The sequence below is a fragment of the Bacillus sp. JJ664 genome (assembly GCF_036962205.1).
In the GTDB taxonomy this organism is placed as follows: Bacteria; Bacillota; Bacilli; order Bacillales; family Bacillaceae_G; genus Gottfriedia.
Window position 1 is genome coordinate 7399 of the sequence record NZ_JBALMS010000108.1, and the last position, 229, is coordinate 7627.

Here is a 229-nt window from a genome sequence, read left to right on the forward strand (position 1 = left end):
TTTGTTGCAATAAAATATCTCTTCCCATTTTCATTAAAGTATCCATAACGATAATGACCAACACCTGTGCCATACACTTTCGACCAAATAGTCGGCTTTTTATCCGATGATACTTCGACCGAAACGATGTTTTCAAAAGGAATAACAATTGATTTATGTAAACTCAAAAATTGCTCTTTCCCAGATAACGTAATCTCTACTTTTTCATTTTCGAATACTAATGATAAAC

Annotated in this window: 1 protein-coding gene; it reads right to left on the reverse strand. The window is 32.3% G+C overall.

The features are described 5' to 3' along the window. A partial coding sequence (locus tag V7056_RS16170; protein ID WP_499703453.1) for a hypothetical protein occupies nt 1-229 on the reverse strand: 229 nt, incomplete at both ends.